This window comes from Polaribacter uvawellassae, from assembly GCF_039748955.1.
Lineage (GTDB): Bacteria > Bacteroidota > Bacteroidia > Flavobacteriales > Flavobacteriaceae > Polaribacter > Polaribacter uvawellassae.
Window position 1 is genome coordinate 372,879 of sequence record NZ_JBDIZN010000002.1, and the last position, 19,087, is coordinate 391,965.

At 31.2% G+C, this 19,087-nt stretch carries 17 protein-coding genes; 3 read left to right on the top strand and 14 right to left on the bottom strand.

Going from position 1 to position 19,087, the window contains the following annotated elements; all coding sequences use genetic code 11:
* Positions 1 to 35: 35 nt before the first annotated feature.
* From ABDX67_RS06020 to kynU, 9 genes are all read right to left on the bottom strand, one after another.
* Positions 36 to 560, bottom strand: coding sequence for a 3-hydroxyanthranilate 3,4-dioxygenase (locus ABDX67_RS06020; protein ID WP_347174062.1), 525 nt, complete (start codon positions 558 to 560; stop codon positions 36 to 38).
* A gap of 293 nt (positions 561 to 853) precedes the next feature.
* Complete coding sequence (locus tag ABDX67_RS06025) at positions 854 to 1,630, bottom strand: SDR family oxidoreductase (protein WP_347174063.1); 777 nt, start codon at positions 1,628 to 1,630, stop codon at positions 854 to 856.
* Positions 1,631 to 1,702: 72 nt separating this feature from the next.
* Positions 1,703 to 3,142 (bottom strand): aldehyde dehydrogenase, encoded by a 1,440-nt coding sequence (locus tag ABDX67_RS06030; protein WP_347174064.1) that lies wholly within the window; start codon positions 3,140 to 3,142, stop codon positions 1,703 to 1,705.
* A gap of 23 nt (positions 3,143 to 3,165) precedes the next feature.
* A complete protein-coding gene (locus tag ABDX67_RS06035) occupies positions 3,166 to 3,921 on the bottom strand; it encodes a hypothetical protein (protein ID WP_347174065.1) in 756 nt (251 codons plus the stop codon).
* The gene (locus tag ABDX67_RS06040) at positions 3,914 to 4,693 is read right to left on the bottom strand and encodes a DUF6090 family protein (RefSeq protein WP_347174066.1); all 780 of its coding nucleotides are present in this window, start codon (positions 4,691 to 4,693) and stop codon (positions 3,914 to 3,916) included. Before ABDX67_RS06040 ends, ABDX67_RS06035 begins: the two co-directional genes overlap by 8 nt.
* 132 nt (positions 4,694 to 4,825) lie before the next feature.
* Positions 4,826 to 5,230, bottom strand: a complete 405-nt coding sequence (locus ABDX67_RS06045; protein WP_347174067.1) for a RidA family protein — start codon at positions 5,228 to 5,230, stop codon at positions 4,826 to 4,828.
* An 82-nt stretch (positions 5,231 to 5,312) separates the two neighbouring features.
* The gene (locus ABDX67_RS06050; protein ID WP_347174068.1) at positions 5,313 to 5,837 is read right to left on the bottom strand and encodes a DUF1697 domain-containing protein; all 525 of its coding nucleotides are present in this window, start codon (positions 5,835 to 5,837) and stop codon (positions 5,313 to 5,315) included.
* Positions 5,838 to 7,229, bottom strand: coding sequence for an FAD-dependent oxidoreductase (locus tag ABDX67_RS06055; RefSeq protein WP_347174289.1), 1,392 nt, complete (start codon positions 7,227 to 7,229; stop codon positions 5,838 to 5,840).
* 77 nt (positions 7,230 to 7,306) lie between these two features.
* Positions 7,307 to 8,611 (bottom strand): kynureninase, encoded by a 1,305-nt coding sequence (kynU, locus tag ABDX67_RS06060; protein WP_347174069.1) that lies wholly within the window; start codon positions 8,609 to 8,611, stop codon positions 7,307 to 7,309.
* A gap of 91 nt (positions 8,612 to 8,702) precedes the next feature.
* On the opposite strand from kynU, the gene ABDX67_RS06065 reads away from it, so the two are divergent.
* Positions 8,703 to 9,896 (top strand): C40 family peptidase, encoded by a 1,194-nt coding sequence (locus ABDX67_RS06065; protein ID WP_347174070.1) that lies wholly within the window; start codon positions 8,703 to 8,705, stop codon positions 9,894 to 9,896.
* Between the two features lie 38 nt (positions 9,897 to 9,934).
* Here the strand turns inward: ABDX67_RS06065 and ABDX67_RS06070 are convergent, their stop codons facing one another.
* From ABDX67_RS06070 to ABDX67_RS06090, 5 genes are all read right to left on the bottom strand, one after another.
* Complete coding sequence (locus ABDX67_RS06070) at positions 9,935 to 10,315, bottom strand: lipocalin family protein (protein WP_347174071.1); 381 nt, start codon at positions 10,313 to 10,315, stop codon at positions 9,935 to 9,937.
* Between the two features lie 84 nt (positions 10,316 to 10,399).
* The gene (locus ABDX67_RS06075; RefSeq protein WP_347174072.1) at positions 10,400 to 10,864 is read right to left on the bottom strand and encodes a hypothetical protein; all 465 of its coding nucleotides are present in this window, start codon (positions 10,862 to 10,864) and stop codon (positions 10,400 to 10,402) included.
* A gap of 2 nt (positions 10,865 to 10,866) precedes the next feature.
* Positions 10,867 to 11,949, bottom strand: coding sequence for a DUF6973 domain-containing protein (locus ABDX67_RS06080; protein WP_347174073.1), 1,083 nt, complete (start codon positions 11,947 to 11,949; stop codon positions 10,867 to 10,869).
* A gap of 501 nt (positions 11,950 to 12,450) precedes the next feature.
* Positions 12,451 to 14,334: a phosphoglycerate dehydrogenase gene (gene serA, locus ABDX67_RS06085; RefSeq protein WP_347174074.1), complete on the bottom strand. Its 1,884-nt coding sequence runs from the start codon at positions 14,332 to 14,334 to the stop codon at positions 12,451 to 12,453.
* Positions 14,335 to 14,340: 6 nt separating this feature from the next.
* A complete protein-coding gene (locus ABDX67_RS06090) occupies positions 14,341 to 15,156 on the bottom strand; it encodes a UbiA prenyltransferase family protein (RefSeq protein ID WP_347174075.1) in 816 nt (271 codons plus the stop codon).
* A 153-nt stretch (positions 15,157 to 15,309) separates the two neighbouring features.
* Between ABDX67_RS06090 and gcvP the strand changes: the two genes are divergently transcribed.
* Both gcvP and ABDX67_RS06100 read left to right on the top strand, forming a co-directional pair.
* Positions 15,310 to 18,153 (top strand): aminomethyl-transferring glycine dehydrogenase, encoded by a 2,844-nt coding sequence (gene gcvP, locus ABDX67_RS06095; protein ID WP_347174076.1) that lies wholly within the window; start codon positions 15,310 to 15,312, stop codon positions 18,151 to 18,153.
* Between the two features lie 229 nt (positions 18,154 to 18,382).
* Positions 18,383 to 19,051, top strand: coding sequence for a DUF4386 domain-containing protein (locus ABDX67_RS06100; protein WP_347174077.1), 669 nt, complete (start codon positions 18,383 to 18,385; stop codon positions 19,049 to 19,051).
* The last annotated feature ends 36 nt before the right edge of the window (positions 19,052 to 19,087 follow it).

The window sequence follows — 19,087 nt, forward strand, 5'->3', positions numbered from 1 at the left end:
ACTTCGTCATTACTTCCTCGTAATGACAAACAAATTTATTTAATTTTTCTGGGTGCTTCCATTACCGTTCCACAATTAGAACAGGTACATTTCTCTTTATCAGAATAATACGTGTCAAAAATTAGTGGCATATCGGTTTCAATATTATCCAACGCAAATTTCTCTCTATACAATTGATTTCCACAGTTTTCACAATACCATTCCAACGCATCTAACATTCCTTTAGAACGTGGATATTCAATTACCAAACCAACTGTATTTGCTTTGCGTTGCGGAGAATGTGGCACTTTTGCTGGCAATAAATAAATATCACCTTCGTTAATTTCTACATCTTGCGGTTTTCCATCCACCATAATTTTTAACACCATATCTCCTTCAACCTGATAAAAGAATTCTGGCGTTTCGTTGTAATGATAATCTTTTCTAGCATTTGGACCACCAACAACCATCACAATATATTCTCCGTTGTCCCAAACACATTTATTTCCAACTGGTGGTTTTAATAAATGACGATGTTCATCAATCCACTTTTTAAAATTTAAAGGTTGTACTAAATTCATTTTTATAGATTTTTAAATTATTGGATATTTAGATTGTTAGAATCAAAAGATAAGATTTCAGTTAAAACTATCTCAACTCTTTTTTCTCTATTCTTTATTCTTTTTTTTGGGCGTTACCTAAAGGTCGGGCTTTCTGCTATATCTTTTTATGGTCATTGCGAAGAAAGTTTTTCACTTTCTGTGGCAATCTCAAATTTATAAAGAGATTACTTCGTTTTACTCGTAATGACGCTCTTTACAAACTGACATAAAAAGGATGCCGCTTCAATCCCTAACGCGAGATTTCGTTCAATTTACAAACTTTTTGTTCTTCCTCCATCAACCGGAACATTTATTCCGTTGATAAAACTTGCTTTTTCACTTGCTAAAAACACTACAGCATTTGCAATTTCTTCTGGTTTTGCAAAACGTTTTGCTGGAGAAGCATTTTTCATTGCTTCTGCAACTTCATCAAAAGATTTTCCTGACTTCGCTGATTTATTCTTAATAATTTCATTCAAACGCTCTGTTCCTGTTGCTCCTGGCAAAACATTGTTTACTGTAATTCCGAATTCACCCAATTCATTTGCCAATGTTTTTGACCAACTTGCCACAGCTCCTCTGATGGTATTTGAAACTCCTAAACCATCTAATGGTTGCTTTACAGAAGTTGAAATAATATTGATAATTCTACCAAAACATTTAGTTTTCATAAACGGAACAACCGCTTGCACCAATACGTGATTACATTTTAAATGTTGCGTAAAAGCACTCTCAAATTCTTCTAACTTAGCGTTAAAAATTGGTCCACCAGCCGGACCGCCAGTATTGTTTACCAAAATATGAAATTGCAACGCAGAAGCTTCAATTTTTTCTTTCAATTCTTGTGGATTCGAAAAGTCGGCAACCAAATAACTATGACATTGATTGTTGTTCGGTAACTCTGCTAAAACTGCTTTTAATTTGTCTTCATTTCTTGCCACCAAAGTTACATTTACTCCTTCTGCAGCCAATGCTATTGCAGATGCTTTTCCGATTCCTTGTGTACTTCCGCAAACTAAAGCGTTTTTGTTTTGTATTTCTAAGTTCATTTATTTTTATTTAAAGATTCAATGATTCAAAAACTGAAAATCAATCCTTTAATTTTTAAATCCTTCAATTTTTTAATATTTAATACACACATTTTTTGATTCAGTAAAAAAACGCAAAGCTTCAAAACCGCCTTCTCGCCCAACTCCAGATGCTTTTGAACCACCAAAAGGCGTTCGTAAATCACGTAACATCCACGTGTTTACCCAAACAATTCCAGTTTGTAATTGTTTCGAAAACTGCATGGTTCTATTTAAATTGTTTGTCCATAAGGTTGCAGACAAGCCATACTTTACATCATTTGCTAAATGTAACGCTTCTTTGTCTGTTTTAAATGACATCATCGTAACAACTGGACCAAATACTTCTTCTTGGTTGATACGACATGAATTATCTTGAACTTCAATTACTGTTGGTTGTAAATAATAGCCGTTTTCAAAACCAGGAACAGTTACCTCTAGTCCTCCACACAACACTTTTCCGCCTTCATCTTCTGCAATTTTGATGTAGTTTTCTACTTTTTCTAAATGAGGTTTCGAAACCAATGCTCCAATATTTGTAGCTTCATCCAATGGATGACCAACTTGTAATTGTTTTACTTTTTGCACAAAATCTTTCTTGAACTTTTCATAAATAGTTTCTTCCACAAAAATTCTACTTCCGCATAAACAAATTTGACCTTGATTGGCAAAAGAAGACCGAACCGTGGTTTCTAACATTTTGTCATAATCGCAATCTGCGAAAATGATATTCGGGTTTTTACCTCCTAATTCTAACGATAATTTCTTAAACATTGGCGCTGCAACTCTGGCAATGTGTGCTCCTGTTTGAGTTCCGCCAGTAAATGAAATCGCTTTGATATTTGGATGCTCAACAATTGCTTGACCTGTTGTGGTTCCCAAACCGTGAACAATATTTAAAACGCCTTTTGGGAGACCAGCTTCTGTACAAATTTCTCCTAATAAATAAGCGGTCATAGGAGTTACTTCACTCGGTTTAGCGATAACGCAATTTCCTGCAGCGATTGCTGGCGCAATTTTCCACGTAAATAAATACAAGGGTAAATTCCAAGGAGAAATACAACCTACAACTCCGATTGGTTGACGTAACGTAAAATTTACAGCATTCAATCCAACACTTTCGTGAGATTCTGAAGCGAACTGAGTAATGGCATTTCCGAAAAAACGAAAATTACTTGCAGCTCTCGGAATATCAATTTGTTTAGCTAAACTTAATGGCTTTCCGTTGTCTTTAGATTCTGCCATTGCAAAACGTTCTAAATTTGCTTCTAATAATTCAGAAATTTTAATCAAAATTCTGCTTCGTTCTTCTAATGTTGAGTTTGACCAATTAGGAAATGCATCTTTTGCTGCTTGATAGGCAACATTAACATCTTTTGTAGTTGAATTCGGAATTTGCCCATAGATTTCTCCGTTTGAAGGATTGTAATTATCAATATACTCTCCATTTATTGGGTTTACGAATTTTCCATTGATGTAGTTTTGGATGTTCATTTTAGCCTAAAAATTTAATCATTCTATTTTTTAATTTCTTTTTCTAATAAATCATTAATTATTTCTAAAATACTTAATGCATCTGAATACAAAACAAATACATCTTCTATATACATGATTCTGGTAACAATAAGGTTTTCAAACTCTTGATTATCTATAATCTTTTCATTGTCATCTTTATATACTTTAGATTTACTTAACCCACTATACCCTAAAACATTAAATAAGTTTCTAAGATTAAAATGTTTGTTTATAAATGGTTTTAACTCATTTTTTAAATCTTCATTTACAATTTTTTCTCTTTCAATAATATCATCATTAAGTTTAATAAAAGTATATATAGTTTTTCTTAAAGTGTCTGATTTTATAAGTGATAAATTTTCGTTTAATCTAGCTTCATTTAAAGTAATCATATCTAAATTTAGATGATAATCTATCCCTGTGAAAATAATTAATGAATCTAACCTTAACAAGGTTATTTCACTTTTTTTACTACCCAGAAGATTTATATTCCTTTTCGCTACCTTAAATTGATAATCTACTTCGTACAAATACATATCAACTTTTTTAATATTTTTTTCTATCTGTAATTTTAATTTTGGGTAAAAATTATTGACTCGTTCTTGTAACTTCCTATTTTCATTCCAATTACTTACCTGTAATGCTATTAAAATACCTATAACTACTAATAGAATCTCACCAACTGCATATTTAAAATACTTAGATGTTTTATTTTCCATAAGTAATGACTTTCTGATATGTCTGAAGAATTTAATCATTGTATTCTTTTTCAACAGATTCAATTATATTTTTCCCCATTTTTATTAATCTAGGAAACTCGCTTTTATACCTAACGTTCAATAAACCATTATATCTAAATAAGTTATTTACAAACACATGAATATCATTGATATCATTTGTAAGCAATTTAAAATTGTTTTTTTTTGCCTCTTTATAAACTTTGGAGTTTGTAAATATAGATTTATCACTTTTTCTGTAGGATAGATTTAAGGTATCTATTAGATCTTTTCGGTTAGGGTAATTTGTATTTACAATATTAAATAAAGATGTACGTAATGATGTTGCTGTTTCACTATCATTAATAAAGTCCTGATCTAAATGATCTGTTAAAGCATAATATTGATTTATTTGTTTCCGTAGCGAATCATTTTTAATCAATTTTAAACTCCCCGAATTCTTTATTTCATCTATTGTACTTTTATACCAAGTAAAAGGGCGATATCCATAATTGTCATAAGCTTCATAAAACACCTCTAAATTATCCAATTCATTTATCTCTTTGTTTCTAAAAAACGTTGCAAGCTTGTCTATATAATAAACTTTATACTTTATAATTTGAATCAAGTTTTCTGTCATTTTAATATCTTCATTCAAATCCACTACAAGGTTCTTTAAATAAGATTTGACTATTTTTTGTTCTTTTTTTTGTTCATTCCAGATGTTAATCTGCAATGCAATTAAAATACCAATAACCACCAATACAATTTCTCCAATTGCGTATTTAATGTATTTGCGTGTTTTGTTTTCCATAAGGAGATTTTGACGGATTTTCCGGAAGAATTTAATCATTTATCTACGTTTGTCAGGTCGAGCGAAGTCGAGACCTATTTAATTTTCATTCACTTAATAACCTCTCGACTGAGCTCGAGGAGACATTTTATTTTATTGTTTCTTATAAGCCGTCACTTTAATTTCCACAACCAAATCTGGATGTGGCAATTGATGCACAGCAACGGTAGTTCTTGTTGGTCCAGTTTCTTTGTCAAAAAACTCGGCATACGCTTTATTATATCCTGCAAAATCATTCATATTAACTAAGAAAGTAGAAACATCTACAACGTCTTTTAAAGATGCTCCTACTTTTTGTAAGTTCTTGTCAATATTGTTTAAGACTTCCTTGGTTTGTGTTTCAGCATTCAAATATTTAGTTCCCATTTCGTCAATAATATCAACTCCAGCAATTGTATTATCTGCTCTTCGGGAACTAGTTCCTGATACAAAAATAAAATCTCCTACAACTTTTACATGTGGATATGCGCCTCTTGGTGTTACTTTTTTTTCTTCCATTGTTTTGTCTGGTCGAGCGCAGTCGAGACCTATTTATTATTTATTACTTCTAAAAGCCTCTCGACTGCGCTCGAGGAGACAATTATTTGATTTTAGCCAATTTTAACAACTTTAATGTTGTTCTTAAATTACGTGTTGTGGCTGTTACTTTTAACTTTCTTTCAAATAAGTTATTACTTAATTTTGTGTCAGCAAACGTTGACGGACAATACAAGTAAATAACGTCTTTTTCTATCTTATATTGATCTTCTTTTATTCCGTTTACTTCAATTGTTTCTACATCAACCGGTTTCTCTAAAAAAGTAAATGCTACTATTTTCTCATTTTCTACTGAAAAAGGGTAGTTTTTTATTGCCTTTTCCCATTCAGAAATTGTTCTTGCTAAAACCGGAACATCATATCCAAATTTAACAAAAATTCCATCTTTTATTTTTTGACAGATTACCATCTTACTTTCATCAGAAGTTAAAATAATATTTCCACTTTGAATATAGGTTTTTACATTTTGAAACTGTAAATCATTTAAGAGTTCTCGCAATTCGACCATCGGAAGTTTATTTTTCCCCGACACGTTAATCCCTCTTAGTAATACGATGTATTTTTTCATTTATAATTCTGCGATTCTATCTTCTTCTAAAATTTCGTTTGTTTCTTGCTTCACTTTTTCTAAAACGATTTGTAATTCTTCTTTTGTCATATCGAGCGAAGTCGAAATATCATCATCAGCAATCATATTTAACAATGCTTTGTCTTGTGCACGTCCTTTTTTCATTGCTTCATCATAACTGATATTTTCATTAAAAGTAACCATAGAATATTTTGAAAAATATTCAGTTGGAAAATTTTTCTCCAAATCCATTTCTATTTTTCGCTTTTGCTTAAATAACGGATTTGCAACATGATTTTTCATCTCATGAAAATTATCAATCGCTAAATCTGCAATAGCGTCTGTATCTTGTTTTCTTGCTTTCTCATACGCTTTAAAAATAGTTTCCCAATTATCTAAATCTTGATTTAAAATTTCATCAAAAACAGTAACATCTTCAAAAGAAGCATTCATTCCTTGCCCATAAAACGGAACAATTGCGTGTGCGGCATCGCCCATTAAAATAGTATTATTTTGATAAGACCAAGGCGAACATTTTACAGTTCCTAAAGCGCCAACCGGATTGTTTAAAAACTCGTCTTTTATACTTGGAATTAACGCCAAGGCATCCGGAAATTCATTTTCAAAAAACGCTGTAATTTTTTCTTCGGAAGTTAAATTATTGAAATTATATTCGCCTTCATCATAACTTAAAAATAATGTTACAGTAAAACTTCCGTCCATATTTGGCAATGCAATTAACATGTAATCGCCACGTGGCCAAATGTGTAAATGATCTTTACTTATTTGATGTTTTTCGTATTTATCAGCAGGAATTTCTAATTCTTTATATCCATGTGATAAATAATTTTGAGAATAACTAAACAAAAATTTTCTTTCTAAATAATAACTTTTTCGCAAAACAGAACCTGCGCCATCTGTTCCGAAAATAACATCTGCATTTACAGAAAATTCTACTTTATTATTATAGTTTTCAAAAGTAGCTTTTGTGTTTTCAATATCTACAGAAACACATTTTGAATTGAAATGAATGGTTACATTTTCGTGCTTTTCTGCTTCTGTTAATAAAATTCCGTTTAAATCTCCACGAGAAATCGAATTGATATATTCTCCATTTCTACCAGAATAATTCGACGAAAATGTATTTCCTTTTGTGTCGTGCATTAAACGTCCGTACATCGGAATGCAAATTGCTTTCGCTTTTTCTTCAACTCCTGCCAAACGCAAGGCTTTAAATCCACGATCTGATAATGCTAAATTGATGCTTCTTCCAGCAGAAATATCGGTTATTCTTAAATCTGGACGACTTTCGTACACGGCAACTTTAAAACCTCTTTGCGCTAAACGAAGTGCCAACAATGAACCACATAATCCAGCTCCGATTATCAAGATCTTATTCCCATCCCAACCCTTCCTAGAGGAAAGGTTTTTTTTGTTATTGTTTGATATTTCTTTATTCGTATTCAAAATTATTTTTCTTTATTATTTATCGGCATGAGTTCCTTTCCTTCGGAAAGGGCTAGGGATAGGATTTTTACCATTCTATACACATCTTCAAATGAATTATACATCGGAACTGGTGCACAACGAATTACATCGGGTTCTCGCCAATCTGTAATAACATTATTTTTAGTTAATTTTTTGTGTAAGCTTTTATTGGCATTTTTTACTTGAATTGATAATTGACAACCGCGTTCTTTCGGATTACTTGGTGTGATAATTTTGATATCATCAGAATTGATTTCATTAATTAAAAACTCAAAATAACCCGTTAATTTTTCTGATTTTTGACGCAGAGCGTCCATTCCCACTTTATCAAATAAATCAAGTGATGAACGAATAGCTGCCATTGATAATATTGGCGGATTGGACAATTGCCAACCTTCTGCGCCTGGCATTACATCAAATGGTTGACGCATATTAAAACGTGTTTCTTTGTTATGATTCCACCAACCAGAAAAACGTGGCAATTCTTTATTATGAGCGTGTTTTTCGTGGACGAATAATCCACCTAAACTTCCTGGACCAGCATTTAAATATTTATACGTACACCAAGCTGCAAAATCAACTCCAGAATTATGTAAATCTGGAGAAATATTTCCTGCTCCGTGTGCTAAATCAATTCCGACAAAACAGTTTTTTGAATGACCTATTTCTGCAATTCTTTTTAAATCTAAAGATTGTCCCGTATAATAATTAACGCCGCCAATTAATAGCAAAGCAATTTCATCACCTTGTTCAGAAACGATGGTTTCTAAATCGTCAATATTTAATAAATCTTCTCCTTTTCTTGGTTTCCATTCTATCAATCCTTCTTCTGAATTAAATCCGTGAAATTGTAGTTGCGATTGTACCGCGTATCGATCCGAAGGAAAAGCATCGCTTTCAATTACAATTTTATATTTGGTTTTTGTTGGCTGATAAAAAGACACCATTAACAAGTGCAAATTGGTTGTTAAAGTATTCATCACAACTACTTCTATTGGTTTTGCGCCAACTATTTCTGCCATTGATTCTGTTAAGAACTCATGATATTTTACCCAAGGTTTTTTCGCTTCAAAATGACCTTCTACGCCGTAATTTGCCCAATCATCTAATTCTTGTTGAATGTATTTTTGCGTATTTTTTGGCTGCAATCCTAAAGAGTTTCCTGTAAAATATAGCCAATCATTGCCGTTTTTATCTTTCGGAATGTGAAATTGATCACGTAAATGCGACAATTTATCTTCTGTATCTTGTTGTTTTGCGTACGCTAAATTGTTTTGGTGTGTCATTAAAAAAATGGTTATCCCCAAATATAAGATTATTCGATAAATCAATTTGAATAATTTAACGATTTTGTACATTAGCAAAAAAATCATTCAGATGAAATCAATTAAAATTATTTTTGTTCTAATTTTTACAGTATTTATTTCTTGTAACGACACCTCAAATTCTGTTTCAGATTTAGAAACAATTCACGCAAACATTAAGCAACAACTTGCTCCAGATAAACGTGTAGAATTATTTGATATTAAATTTGAAACTGAAAATAATACGCTTGTTTTAAAAGGAGAAACGACCACAAAAAAAGCTTTAGATCTTTTAATTGATAGTTTAAAAATAAAAAATATTTCCTTTAAAAATGAAGTAAGAATTCTACCAGATTCCGCTGTTGGAAACAGAAAATTTGCATTAGGAAACAACTCTGTAATTAACATTAGAACGTATCCAAGACATTCGTCTGAATTAGGAACGCAAGGTTTGTTAGGAATGGAACTAAAAGTATTAGACAAAAAAGGAAGTTGGTACAGAGTGCAAACTCCAGATAATTATATTTCTTGGGTTGATGGTGGCGGAATTGAAAGAATGACTGCCGAAGATTTGCAAAATTGGAATAAAAAAGACAAACTGATTTACACAAAAAACTCAGGATATGTTTATGAACAAAAAAACGCAAAGTCTACCAGAGTTTCTGATATTGCTTTTGGCGGAATTTTAGCAATAAAAAAAGAACACGATTCTTTTTACGAAGTGGAATATCCTGATGGAAGAACTGGTTTTCTAGATAAATCGGAAGCTGTGTTGTACAATTCTTGGTTAAAAAAGAATCCTGCAAATGCAGAATTTATAGAAACATCTGCAAAAACAATGTTAGGTGTTCCTTATTTATGGGGCGGAACTTCACCTAAAGGAAATGATTGTAGTGGTTTTACAAAAACAGTATATTTAATGAACGGATTTGTAATTCCGCGTGACGCATCACAACAAATTACTGCAGGTAAAGTTGTAGATGAAGAGTTGAAATTTGAAGGGTTGGAAAAAGGCGACTTAATGTTCTTTGGGACACCAGCAAAAGATGGTAAAAAAATGCGAGTTACACATGTTGGAATTTGGTTAGGAAACGGAAAAGGAGAGTTTATTCATTCTGCGAGTAATGTACATTTAAGTTCTGTAAACGAAAACGAAAAACACTACGATAAATTTAACACCAATAGATATTTAGGAAGCCGACGTTATTTAGGGGTTAAAGATGATAAAATTATTGATTTAAAAGAATCTTTGATTGTAAAACCATAAAAATAGCCTCCAATATCTGGAGGCTTTAAATTAAATTATTATTTTATATATGTATACACAACGGTATTTGAATTTTGCACAAAACTAAAAGTAAGCATATTATCTGACACCAATGTAAACGTTTGAGTATCTCCTGCAGCGCTAAAATTATATTTATCATTTGAAACTGAAACCCAATTACCAGAAGCAGTTTCTATAGCACAATTATCGTCTAAGTTATGAGAAGTTATTGTAAAAGTTTTATTTGAACGTATCTCTATATTGTCTTTTAATTTACAATTATTAATAAACTCTTGACCTAGCATTGTAATTGAGTTCAACTTCCAAATTCCTACTACTGGGTCTGTTGACTCTTCTTTTGAGCTAGAACAACTAATAAAAATTAGTGCAATAGCTACCATTAAAATTTTTGTTTTCATTTTTCTTTTTTTTAGCAATTTATATTTATTAGAAACTCCAAAATGTATTAAAAATAAGTTTGAACTAAATATTTTGTTTAATTATTATTCTTTAGCTGCTCTACCTGTTATTTGATTATCTCTAATTGAAATTAATAATCGCCCATAATCATCAATAAAAGTATCACTACTCGGCAATAACATACTCATTAGTTCTTGTTGCTCATATTTTTTAATCATTTCTTCTCTTTGACTAGATAACTTTAGCATAAAATAACAGCGTTCTGATGGAATAGTTCTTATTTTATCAAGGTTAGGTTTCCATCTATTTTCGTTTATGAAATAATACGGATGAATATCCCCACCCAATTTAATTTTATTTACACTAATTGAATCTGTTGGAATAAATATTCCATTTTTCATTCCACCAATAATCATTTTGGCGTCATAAACTTCGTTTGTATAGTTCCAAAATGCTATAGTAAAACCATAACGCACTCTATCTTCATCTTTCAAACAAGAAATTAAAATAAATAAAGTTAAGACAACTATTATATTTTGTTTTTTCATAATCAATATGGGTTATAGTTAGGGTCTTCAGTCTTGTAGCAAGGGTAAACAGGAGTGTACACCATTATTTCTCGAAAACAATCACCAGTTTCATCTGGTACTATACCAAATGCGTTCGTAGTTTTTCTTCTTCGTTTCGGTATAAAATCACCTTCGTTATCATCACACTCATAATATTCTAATTCAATGCTTCCGACATAGCTTACAGGTGCTATTGGGTCAATAAAATAAACTGGTGTATTAATGTTTTCTTGTTGAATTATTGAATAAACCTCTTCCTTACTATAATCAAAATTAGAATTATCTTTATTAGTTTTTACAATATAACAACTTTCCCTTTCAACTATATTATAAATACGTATTTTGTATTGTGATGTAGAAGATTTTATTAAACCTATTGTTATACCAAATACTTTTAAATAGTCAGTTCCATCGCTCCATATTTTCCTGCCAATAAAATTGTTATGAAGATCCATTGCTTTACCATCAATAGGGTTTCCCGTTCCACAAATGCTGCCTTCTCTGAGGTCTGTGACCAATTTTGAAAAATTAAACCCCTTAGATTTAGAAGATATTGTAAAATAATACTGTGCTAATAAGGAACTCCATAACATATGTCTGTATGCATCTCTCCTGTCATTACTCCCTCCAAGATTAGGATATTTACTTTCTGCTGAAAAATATGCGATTGGTGTAGCCAAAAAATATGAAATAGCCGGTCGAACAAGTCCGTAATCGTATGTAAAAGATAGTGTACAGGTCGTAACTACAATCTCATTCCAAACATCACCAATAGTTACTCCTTGTTTATATTTATTAGTCCCAAGATGATTGTATAATTGTGGGTTTATAGCTATCTCATTCAGCACCATATAGTCTAAGTTATCGGAATAATAATCATCAATGATAGTTGTATTTGTTTCAAGCTGTGAATCAGATAAATCCGAAAAATCGTTTTTAATCATTTCATGATTTGTAGAATAAGGATTCGGGTTATTAGTTGTTGCATATCCTTCAATCTCTTCATATGGAAATTGATTTAAAACCACTTTAGCCGCTTCAACAAGTGCTTCTGGGCTTGGCAACTCTACATCTTCTATTGGCCCATCATCTATTTCATAACTAATTTTAGATTTTTTACCCTGAGTGTTAGTGTTTTTCCTAGCTTCTTTTCTTAATTTATTATATAGCTTCTTTAAGTCTTTTTTATCTTTCTTTGTGTTTAATTCTTCTTCTGAAGCTAGAAAACGTTTTTTTACCTTTAAACCTTGGTAGTAAATAAATTTTGATGGTTTTTTCTTTCCAAGAAATTGTTCTTCTTGTACTATTTCTTCGAAATCAGTATTTTGACAGTTAAAAAATAGTGCTGCCCCCCCCTATAAAAATAGAGAAAATTAAGATTTTTTTCATCTTTTTCATTGTATATAAATTTAAGTTAATATTGCAATTTTTAGCAAAGCATAGCTCCTTTGCTTCGTCTAATTTAGGTAAAATAAATTATATAAAAGAATAGTTTATTAATTATTAGCAATACGTAGGGTCAAAAACAGGTATAAACACCTGTTGATTTTTTTCATGCTTCTCGTTTAATACAACACTCTAAATTTTATAGTACCTTCTACTTCTCTAAGTTTTTTAATAACTTTTTGATTGTAGCCTTTATCTAAATCTGTAATAACATACCCAAGTTTTTCATCAGTAGATAAATATTGCCCAATAATATTCATATTATATTTTGCCAATACTTTATTAATTTTTGCCATAACACCAGGTACATTTTTATGAATATGTAAAAAACGATGTGCATTGCTATGTTTTGGCAATCTTATATTAGGGAAATTTACTGCATCAACTGTATTCCCAGAATTGATATACGCCATTATTTTACTAGGCACAAAATCTGCAATATCTTTTTGTGCTTCTTCAGTACTACCACCAACATGCGGAGTTAATATTACATTATCTAATCCTTTTAATTCTGTATAAAAATCTCCGTTCGCTCGCGGCTCCTCCGGATACACATCTACTGCTGCTCCTGCAATTTTACCGTTTTTTAATGCTTTGGTTAAAGCTTTTATATCTACTACAAATCCACGTGAAAGATTTACTAAATGTACTCCATCTTTCATTTGAGAAATTTCTTTTTCTCCGATAAAATTTTTGTTGGCTGCATTGTCATCAATATGTAAAGTTATCACATCAGCGATAGACAATAACTCAGATAATTTTTCAATTTTTGTAGCATTACCCAGTCCCAACTTATCTTCTACATCGTAATAATAAACATCCATACCAAGTGCTTCTGCCAATATTGATAATTGCTTGCCAATATTTCCGTAACCTACAATTCCAAGTTTCTTTCCTCTAACCTCTCTTGAACCTTGAGCTGTCTTATTCCATTGACCATTGTGCAACTCTGTACTACGTTGAAAAACACTTCGCATTAACATAATAATTTCTCCAAGAGCTAATTCTACAACAGATCTTGTATTACTGTAAGGCGCATTAAAAACGACCACACCATTTTCTTTACAAGCATTTAAATCAATTTGCTTAGTTCCGATACAAAAAGCACCAACTACCATTAATTTCTCTGCTGATTTAATTACTTTTTTAGTTAATTGTGTTTTAGAACGAATTCCTAAAACATGAACATCTTTTATTCTCTCGATTAATTCATCTTCCGACAAACTTTTAGAAACTGTTTCTACTGTAAATCCATCTTTAGACAACTTCTCAAAAGCATCTGGATGCACATTTTCTAGCAATAATATTTTAATCCTATTCTTTGGATATGAAATACTTCTTGGTAATTTATTTACAAATAAAAATTCATCTAAATTCGGAGCGATAAAATCGGCATTTTTAGTTGTTTTTTCTCTTGAAACATTTTCTGTATAAGCAAAAAATTTATCTGCAATTCCGGCTTCTCTTGTTACATAATCGCTGTAACCATCGCCAATAACCTGAATTTCTCCTTTTAAGTTTAAATCGCGTAAACATTGTATTTTTCCGTTATGTACAGACAACGGGTTCTCTCTATCAAAACCAACAATATTTTCTTGATTATCAAACTCAAACGTATTGGCAAAAACACGATCTGCAGCAATATTATATTCAGCAACAATAGGAATTATAAACTCTTTAAATCCTGCTGAAATTACATAAATAGAGTTCGCATATTTTTCAAAAAAGGCTTTATTTCTTTCTATAGACGGAGAAACTTTTTTGTGTAATTCTTTAATCAATATTGGTAAATCAGATTTTGTTGCTTGTAATAATTTAATTCGTTTTTCTAAAGATTCTGTAAACGAAATTTCGCCATCAATTCCCAAATTGGTAATGTCTATAATTTCTTGAATAATTGCATTTTTATTTGGATTTTCTGCCAAAGTTATTTCTGCTAAAACATCTAATGCTTCTACACTTGTAAGTGTACTATCAAAATCGAAAACGTAGTTTCTGTTCATTAAAATTTAAATTATACTTGTTAAAATTATCCACCAAATAATTGGCAAAGATTCTACCCAAAAAGAGCTGTAATATTTAGATTGATTTTCTTTTGCGCGCATTAAAAATAATAATGTTACCAAAGAAAAAACTAAGAATATATTTTTTGATGTTGTTTGTGTAGAAATTAAAAACTCAATAACTAATGCAAAAGCCAACAATACAAATCCGAGTTTTTTGGTGTTTTTAATTCCGATTTTCTTTGGAATTGTTTGTAAAGAAATGGCATCGTATTGTATGTCTCTAATATCAAAAGGTAAAATTAAAACTGCCACAATTAAAAAACGTTGAATTATATATAAAACAACATTTTCGTCTATCACTTTATCAGCATTTAATAATGGTAAAAACACTGTTGTGCCAGCCCAAACTATGGCAACAATTATTATTTTTAAATAACTTATTGTTCGTAAACTTTTTTGCAATCCGCTTAAAAAAGGAATCGCATATAAAACAGTTAAAAAGCCAAACGGAATAAATAAAATAAGAATTTCTATTGACAATTGATAGGCGAAAAAGCACATCAATAAAAAACAGCACAACGAAAAAACCTGAATGACTTTTAAATCTTTCGTTAAACTTCTATGATGAAATTTTGCAATGCCAAAATACTTTACAAAATTATACGCAGTAATTGTGCTAAAAAACATAAAAAAATTAAAAGCAGTATTGTTTTCAATTTCAAAATAAAGCTCCGTAATTCGCACAAACGCAAATACCGACAAAGCAACGTGAATACTTGCGTTTAAGTAAAAGTTTAAAAGCTTTTTTAGAATAATCATCCTACAAAAATAACATTTATGTTAACAACCCTTTGAATTGGTTCATAAAATATTTCTTTTAATTAATTTTGTATCATAAAATATTCTTTATTTTTAATTACTTTTGGTAAGCAAATTAAAATTTGCATACGTACAACATAAAACAACTAAATAATGAACACAAATTCATTTCAAATACGACATATAGGTCCGAACACAGCAGAGCAAAAAGAGATGTTAGCAACAATTAAAGCTGATAGTTTAGATCAATTAATTTCAGAAACAATTCCAGATGATATTCGTTTAGGAGGCAAATTAGATTTAGACCCTGCAATGAGCGAATATGAATATTTAAGTCATATTCAAGAATTAGGAGCAAAAAATAAAGTATTTAAAAGTTATATTGGTTTAGGATATCACGAAGCAATTGTACCAAGTGTAATTCAACGTAATATTTTAGAAAACCCAGGTTGGTACACAGCTTATACGCCTTATCAAGCAGAAATTGCTCAAGGTAGATTAGAAGCTTTGTTAAATTTTCAAACAATGCTTTGTGATTTAACAGGAATGGAATTGGCAAATGCTTCTTTATTGGATGAAGGAACTGCTGCCGCTGAAGCAATGGCGTTATTGTTTGATGTTAGAGAAAGAGCTCAGAAAAAAGCAGATGTAAACAAGTTTTTTGTTTCTGAAGAAATATTACCACAAACCTTATCAATTTTACAAACACGTTCTACACCAATCGGAATAGAATTAGTTGTTGGAAATCATGAAGAATTTGATTTTTCTGATGCCTTTTTCGGAGCAATTTTACAATATCCTGGAAAACACGGACAAGTTTATGACTATTCAGATTTTGTTGCAAAAGCAAACGAAAACAATATTAAAGTTGCAGTTGCAGCAGATATATTATCATTAGCAAAATTAAAAGCACCAGCAGAATTTGGAGCTGATGTAGTTGTTGGAACTACACAACGTTTTGGGATTCCATTAGGTTACGGTGGTCCACATGCAGGATATTTTGCTACAAAAGAAGCATATAAAAGAAGTATTCCTGGAAGAGTTATTGGAGTTTCAAAAGATGTTGATGGCGGACGTGCTTTGCGTATGGCATTGCAAACTCGTGAGCAACATATTAAAAGAGAAAAAGCAACTTCTAACATTTGTACTGCGCAAGTTTTATTAGCTGTAATGGCAGGAATGTATGCTGTTTATCATGGAAAAGACGGAATTCAATATATTGCTGATAGAGTTCATGCTTCTACAGTAACTTTAGCAAATGCTTTATCTAACTTAGGCTTTAAGCAAACAAACTCCTCTTTCTTTGATACAATTACTGTAGAAGTTGATGCAAAGAAATTAAAAGCTGTTGCAGAATCTAACGAAATCAATTTCAATTATATTGATAATAACACAGTATCTATCTCTATCAACGAAACTGTTTCTTTAAAAGAAATAAATGCTATTGTTGATTGTTTTAAATCAGCTTTTAATGTTGATAGCACTCCAATTTCAGAACTTTCTACTTCTACAACTATCTCAGAAGATGTGCTAAGAAACACTTCTTTTTTAGATCACGAAGTATTTAACACCTATCGTTCAGAAACTGATATGATGCGTTATATCAAAAAATTAGAGCGTAAAGATTTAGCGTTAAATCATTCTATGATTTCTTTAGGATCTTGTACAATGAAATTGAATGCAGCATCTGAAATGTTGCCTTTGAGCAATCCACAATGGGGAAATATTCATCCATTTGTGCCTTTAAATCAAGCTGAAGGTTACCAAACTGTTCTTAAAAATTTAGAACATCAATTAAATATTATTACAGGTTTTGCGGGAACTTCTTTACAACCAAATTCTGGTGCACAAGGAGAATTTGCTGGACTAATGACCATTAGAGCTTATCATCAATCAAATAATGAGTCGCATAGAAACATTTGCTTAATTCCTGCTTCTGCTCATGGTACAAATCCTGCATCAGCAGTGATGGCCGGAATGAAAGTTGTGGTTACTAAAACCGCAGAAAACGGAAATATTGATGTGGAAGATTTACGTGAAAAAGCGATTTTACACAAAGATAATTTAGCCGCTTTAATGGTAACGTATCCTTCAACACATGGAGTTTACGAAAAAGAAATTAGAGAAATTACGCAAATTATTCATGATAATGGCGGACAAGTTTATATGGACGGTGCAAATATGAATGCGCAAGTTGGATTGACAAATCCGGCTACAATTGGCGCAGATGTTTGTCACTTAAATTTACATAAAACATTTGCTATTCCTCATGGTGGTGGTGGACCAGGAGTTGGACCAATTTGTGTTGCTCCACAATTAGTTCCGTTTTTACCAACAAATCCGATTATAGAAACAGGTGGAGATAATGCTATCACAGCTATTTCTTCTGCACCTTGGGGTTCTGCTTTGGTTTGTTTAATTTCTTACGGATATATTACCATGTTAGGTGTTGATGGATTAACAGATTCTACTAAGAATGCCATCTTAAATGCCAATTACATGAAAGATCGTTTACACGGACATTATGAAACGTTGTATACTGGAGAAATGAACAGAGCAGCTCATGAAATGATTTTAGATTGTAGAGATTTTAAACGAAACGGAATTGAAGTAGTAGATATCGCAAAGCGTTTAATGGATTACGGTTTCCACGCTCCGACGGTTTCTTTCCCGGTAGCTGGAACAATTATGGTTGAGCCAACAGAATCTGAAAGCAAAGCTGAATTAGATCGTTTTTGTGATGCAATGATTTCTATTAGAAAAGAAATTTCTGAAGCTTCTAAAGACGATGCTAACAATCCGTTGAAAAACGCACCACATACTCAAGAAATGTTAACTTCAGATGATTGGACGTTGCCTTATTCTAGAAAACAAGCAGCATTTCCTTTAGACTATATTGCCGAAAATAAATTTTGGCCATCGGTTCGTAGAGTTGATGACGCTTTTGGAGATAGAAACTTAATTTGTTCTTGTAACCCAATCGAGGATTACATGTAGCAGTCAATGTCTACAAATAAGTATTTTAAAGGCCGTTTCATTTATTTGAAACGGTTTTTTTTGTTTAAAAAAATAAAGACTATTTACAGCAAACCTATTTTTTAATATTTAGCCGATTTTACTGAAATTAATCTATCCTTAAATTAGAAACATTAAAATCTAGGCAACTATTTATAAATTACTTACGTCTTTATATAGAGTTAAATTAATAATCATTCAAAAAAACATTATGAATTCAAATAAAAAAATTGGAAGAATCACTGGAGCGTTATTGCTATTTGTTTTTATTTCAGGAGTTACTATTTTTCAATTTTTACAAGGAGCTGTACTTTTTTCAAATGATTATATAACTTCTGCTTCTGAAAATGCAACCAAATTAATTAGTTCTATAGTTCTTGGAATCTTTAGTGGAGTAATATCAATTGTAATTGCTGTAATTCTATTACCTATTTTTAAAAAATACAATTATAGATTAGCGTATTTATATGTTGCTTTTTGCATTTTAAATTTTATCGCAATAATGTTAGATAACAGCAGTGTTTTATCAATGTTAGAATTTAGCAAAGCATATTTGAATCATGGAGAAGAATCTAGTTCTTTAAAAGTGACGGAAACTCTTCTTTACGAAAAACATTGGTGGACGCATTATTTATATTTACTAATTTCTTGCTTTCCTGTTTTTGTGTTGTATTATACTTTGTTTATTTCTAAGCTTGTTCCAAGGTTCTTTTCTGTTTTCGGAATTGTAGCTGTTCTTATTATGCTTGTGCAAGAAATGTTTTCAATTTACGGAAATAGCATCAGCATGGACATGCTTTTACCAATTGGCTTGATTCAATTAACACTTCCGATTTGGTTGCTATTTAAAGGTTTTAATTCGTCTAAAAGAGAAAATTAAAAAACAACTAAAGTTTAGGTTTACTTTTAATGAGAA